The 4,005-nt window shown below is 37.6% G+C and carries 6 protein-coding genes; 3 read left to right on the top strand and 3 right to left on the bottom strand.

Annotated elements, in window-relative coordinates; translation table 11 throughout:
* Window positions 1–51: 51 nt before the first annotated feature.
* Complete coding sequence (locus RDN22_RS11000; RefSeq protein ID WP_308558126.1) at window positions 52–768, bottom strand: C39 family peptidase; 717 nt, start codon at window positions 766–768, stop codon at window positions 52–54.
* 125 nt (window positions 769–893) lie between these two features.
* On the opposite strand from RDN22_RS11000, the gene RDN22_RS10995 reads away from it, so the two are divergent.
* Window positions 894–1,451 carry a hypothetical protein gene (locus RDN22_RS10995; protein ID WP_308558125.1) on the top strand — a complete coding sequence of 186 codons (558 nt, stop codon included), beginning with the start codon at window positions 894–896 and terminating at the stop codon, window positions 1,449–1,451.
* Window positions 1,452–1,486: 35 nt separating this feature from the next.
* Here RDN22_RS10995 and RDN22_RS10990 read toward each other — a convergent pair whose 3' ends face one another.
* Together RDN22_RS10990 and nrdI are read right to left on the bottom strand one after the other, a co-directional pair.
* Window positions 1,487–2,422: a ribonucleotide-diphosphate reductase subunit beta gene (locus tag RDN22_RS10990; RefSeq protein ID WP_308558124.1), complete on the bottom strand. Its 936-nt coding sequence runs from the start codon at window positions 2,420–2,422 to the stop codon at window positions 1,487–1,489.
* 2 nt (window positions 2,423–2,424) lie between these two features.
* Window positions 2,425–2,871 carry a class Ib ribonucleoside-diphosphate reductase assembly flavoprotein NrdI gene (gene nrdI, locus RDN22_RS10985; RefSeq protein ID WP_308558127.1) on the bottom strand — a complete coding sequence of 149 codons (447 nt, stop codon included), beginning with the start codon at window positions 2,869–2,871 and terminating at the stop codon, window positions 2,425–2,427.
* Between the two features lie 124 nt (window positions 2,872–2,995).
* Between nrdI and RDN22_RS10980 the strand changes: the two genes are divergently transcribed.
* Complete coding sequence (locus tag RDN22_RS10980; protein WP_308558123.1) at window positions 2,996–3,616, top strand: LVIS_2131 family protein; 621 nt, start codon at window positions 2,996–2,998, stop codon at window positions 3,614–3,616.
* A gap of 85 nt (window positions 3,617–3,701) precedes the next feature.
* On the top strand, window positions 3,702–3,896 hold the full coding sequence (locus RDN22_RS10975; protein WP_308558122.1) for a hypothetical protein: 195 nt from the start codon (window positions 3,702–3,704) through the stop codon (window positions 3,894–3,896).
* The last annotated feature ends 109 nt before the right edge of the window (window positions 3,897–4,005 follow it).

The raw sequence follows: 4,005 nt of genomic DNA, 5'->3' as shown, positions 1-4,005 counted from the left end.
ACCGTACGTCCGGTGCAATGAGAGGGGCGAGAATAAGCTCCCTCTACTCTATTATTGAATGTATAATGCTTGTCTTCCTTCTTGTTGGTCGTAACTAGTTTCTAAGTTCTTCCAACTAACTGCTTGATTTTTAATGCCATAAGGATTGTTCACGTAGACGATATGCTTATTCTTGTTATAACCGGTAATCACGCAAGCATGTGACGAAGGCGTTACGTTCACCTTGCCAGTGTTGGTCTCCCAAGTCTGCATATTGTTTACGCGGTTAAAAGTGGTCGTGGTGATAATCATAACGGGGTGTCCACTTGAAACTAGCTTGAGCAGGCTCAAAAAATCGCTCCCTGTGATGTTTTCGATATGACTAGTATACTTACGCGCAACGTTATAAAGTGGGCCGTTATAAACGCACCAGCCGGCGTTAGCGATCGACATATGACCGACAAAGCCTTGGTTGGGATTACCACGATATTTTCCATTATCAGTAAAAGAATCGACGTGGGCGATATTATCTGCTAGTTCATTTTTATCAACCTTAATGCCATAGTAATTTAGAAGCATGGAAAGGCTGGTAACTTCGCAGCCGTTAGGCAAGTCTGGCATTTGATTTTCTATTGGAACATCCAGCTTCTGTTCTTCTTTCATAGTCATCCAATCGATTTCATCATCAATTTTATTTTTGTTTAAAAAATAGATAGACCCTATAATAAGAATTATTACTGCTGGAATAATTAAAAATAGGTATTTGAGATTAAATTTCTTGTAGTGCATGATACTTATTCTAGCAAAATTGAAGTAGAAATTGACAATGATTCATCTCACTAAAGAGCTGACAAAAAATTTTTTTGTAGTATCGTGTTATGTAGATTAACAAAGCAAAAAAAGGATAGTTTATTTTGAAGATTAATTTAAAAGATTTAAACGAAAAGATTGAAAATCAAGATTATATTCAAGATCTTGAAACAGTAAAATATGGCGACATTAGTAAATCAAAGAGTAAGATTAAGCCTTACGCTGAAAAGATGGTGAAGGAAGTTGTAGCTGCATTTAAGCATGATTCATTAGTGCAAACTCAACTTGCTGTAACTGGTCAACGCCCAGTTACCTTTGCCTTGGAGACCAACATCATCAACTTGCCCTATGCTAATTACAAGAAGATTGCTAACTTCTTTGAAGAAGGACAAGAATATGATTTGAACGTTTATTTTGAAACGCGTTCAGAGTATGTGAATGTTTCTCACTTCAGAATTGATCAGTTAGCAACTGAAGAAGAAGTTGAAAAAGATAGTTCTGCTGTAGTTGATAAGCTTGTTGATGCAATTATTGAAAAATTGACGGTAGTGCGTGAATACAAGAAGCCTGAAAAGAAGGCGGAGAAAAAGCCTGCCGCAAAGAAAACAGCAAGCAAGACTACTAAGAAAACTACGAAGAAGACAACAACCAAAAAGAAGTAAAAGAAAAGCTCAGGAATTTTTCCTGAGCTATTTCTTTATTTAATTTCTCTAAATTTAGTTAATGAGTGGTTGTTGGTGTAGAAGAAGAAGTCTTCAAAGACGGCACTCTTGATAACACCTTTTTCAATAATTGGGTTAATGGTATCAGAAGTATCTGGATAGCGAGCAGGGAAGCCTAAGTTGAGGTAGGCCTTGTTGACGCTGTAGTAAAGATAATGCTTAACGTCGTCGCACCAGCCAGTACCCTTGTACATTAATTCAATGTGCTTTTCTTCGTTTGCGACTAATTCAGTGTATAAGTCTTCGATCCACTTTCTTAATTCTTCTTGCTCGTTTTTTCCAAGTTTGGCATATCCTAAGCGGAACTTGTAGCCAGGGTAGATACCGCTAAATGAAGTACCACGCAAAGCAAGCTTTACGATTTCGGCGGTTCTAACCATCTTGCCTTCACCAAATAAATAAAGTGGAGCATAGAAGCCGGAGTGGTAAAGGGCAGTTTCCAAGATGACGTTTGCGGCCTTCTTTTGAAGGGCATCCCCACCTTGGTAGATCTTATTCAAAATATGGATCTTCTTTTGTAAATAAGGGTTATCGTCTGCCCAATCCAAGGTTCTCTTAACTTCGTCTTCGTCAGTTAATTCACGCAATACATAGCTGTACCCCTTGTTAGCGATAGATTCCAAGTATTGCAAGGCATTTAGCACAGCTGATTCCTCTGGCGTAATGGCGTCTTGCTTGATTTGATCAAGACCGTTTCTCATTTGCAGTCCAGATGAAAATGACAATGCACCAAATGCGTGAAGCACTGCTTGCTGCACTGGCTTATCTAATTGTAAAAATTCTTTTTTATCTTCTTTTACTGGAACATGACGCGGTTCCCAGACGATGTCGTTAAGCCTTGCCCACGCGGATTTATCGACTCTGTCCTCCATGTCATTCCAGTTGATTGCTTTATAATATTTTTTAGTCATGCTTATTCTCTAAAATCACTCAAAAAGCTAATATTCCCACGCAACTCTTTAGGCTTTTGGACCTTCTTAGTGCTTTGACTTGCAGAAAGATCGTGAACAATCTTGCGCACGTTTCGAACATCTTCATCAGTACCACTGAATTCTAGCAAATAAAGAATAGGCACTTTCAAAGTTGCCGCGATCTTCTTAGCGGTTTGCGCGAAAAGGTCGTTGAAGTTTCGGTTGCCGCAACCAATAATTCCTATAATGTTCTTCTTATTGTCTTTATATGTTAAAAAATCAACGACAGAGTCCATCATAAAGTCTTGATATGCTGGAACGATAAGAATATACTTCTCGCCCATGTCATATTTAGGGCTAGCATCGCTGATTTGATGGGCTTGCAATTTCGTTTTATCAATAAAACGTTTTGTTTGCCCAGTTATTGAATAAAATGCTATTGCTACCATATTTTTCCCTAATAAATCTAATGTACTTATCTTTATCATCTCACCTCTTAGCAAAGTATTCAATGAATCTGCTATTCAAATTTGTAAAAAATTCACCTATAATTAAGGGCAAGGAGGACGTCTCATGTTTAGTTGGAACATTATTGGGATCCTGATTTGGGTTGCAATTATTCTTTATTTAGTCTTTATCGTCCAAAATATCCGTCAGCGGCGGATCAAGATGATTATTAAACAGCATAAACGCTTTACTTGGCCAAACTTTATTATTAATGTAGTTGAAGTTTTAATCTTATTAGTTGCGGTAGGTTGGATGTTCAATCAGACTTTTATGGACAATCCGGACTTGGAAGATGCCAGCCGCATTACTTCAAGTATTAAGTATGAACCATTGATTATGAGAACGGGTTCGGGTAATTCAAGCTATGTAACGACCGATTCTGATAAGAAAAAGAATGGCTCACAAACTTATACTTTTTATCGGGCAGGAAGCAAGACTACTATTTCAAGTGACTATGCTTCAATTGCTTACGGCAACACTGCACTTGATGTAAATGCTGAAAAGATTCCATACGTTAAAAAAGAATTGACGAAGATGGATAAGCAATATCAGCGCGCTTATGTAGCGGTTTATACAGCGTTTTATAAGAAAAACTGGCAAAACGGAATAGGGATGCACGCAGGGCATTTAGCTACGCGTTACTACTTAATTCGTGTGCCAGATCAGAGCTTTATTAAGCAAAAATAGGGTATGAAAAAAACTAGGTTGAATGACCTAGTTTTTTTGTATTGCAAGGATAGATGATATTTATAGATATCAAGGAGCTATGACCATGTCAAAAATACCTACAAGCGATATTAGTCATAAGATTGATGAATTGGGAGAAAAACTATTTGATGCTGAAGTTGATGCTCATGCATTAGAGAATCTTCAAAATAGTACACATACCTTGAGTGATGAAGAAGTACGTGGCAGTCGTGCAGCTAAAGGCAATGTGGAATTAGATGATAATGATGGTTGGGAATAATGTAATCAAAAACTTACTATGAAATAAAACCGTTACCTAAATGTGCAGAGTAGGTGTGGTGACCCTCGAAATTCGGACATGAATTTCGGGGGTTTTATTATGGCTAAAT

Origin of the sequence: uncultured Lactobacillus sp. (assembly GCF_902491705.1) — a bacterium.
In the GTDB taxonomy this organism is placed as follows: domain Bacteria; phylum Bacillota; class Bacilli; order Lactobacillales; family Lactobacillaceae; genus Lactobacillus.
The sequence above is the reverse complement of the archived record's forward strand: the minus strand, read 5'-3'. Positions and strand labels throughout refer to the sequence as shown.

Bases quoted from the DNA above. Each gene is read 5' to 3' on its own strand.
- RDN22_RS11000 (WP_308558126.1), bottom strand. From the start codon at position 768: ATGCACTACAAGAAATTTAATCTCAAATACCTATTTTTAATTATTCCA.
- RDN22_RS10990 (WP_308558124.1), bottom strand. From the start codon at position 2,422: ATGACTAAAAAATATTATAAAGCAATCAACTGGAATGACATGGAGGAC.
- nrdI (WP_308558127.1), bottom strand. From the start codon at position 2,871: ATGGTAGCAATAGCATTTTATTCAATAACTGGGCAAACAAAACGTTTT.
- RDN22_RS10980 (WP_308558123.1), top strand. From the start codon at position 2,996: ATGTTTAGTTGGAACATTATTGGGATCCTGATTTGGGTTGCAATTATT.
- RDN22_RS10975 (WP_308558122.1), top strand. From the start codon at position 3,702: ATGTCAAAAATACCTACAAGCGATATTAGTCATAAGATTGATGAATTG.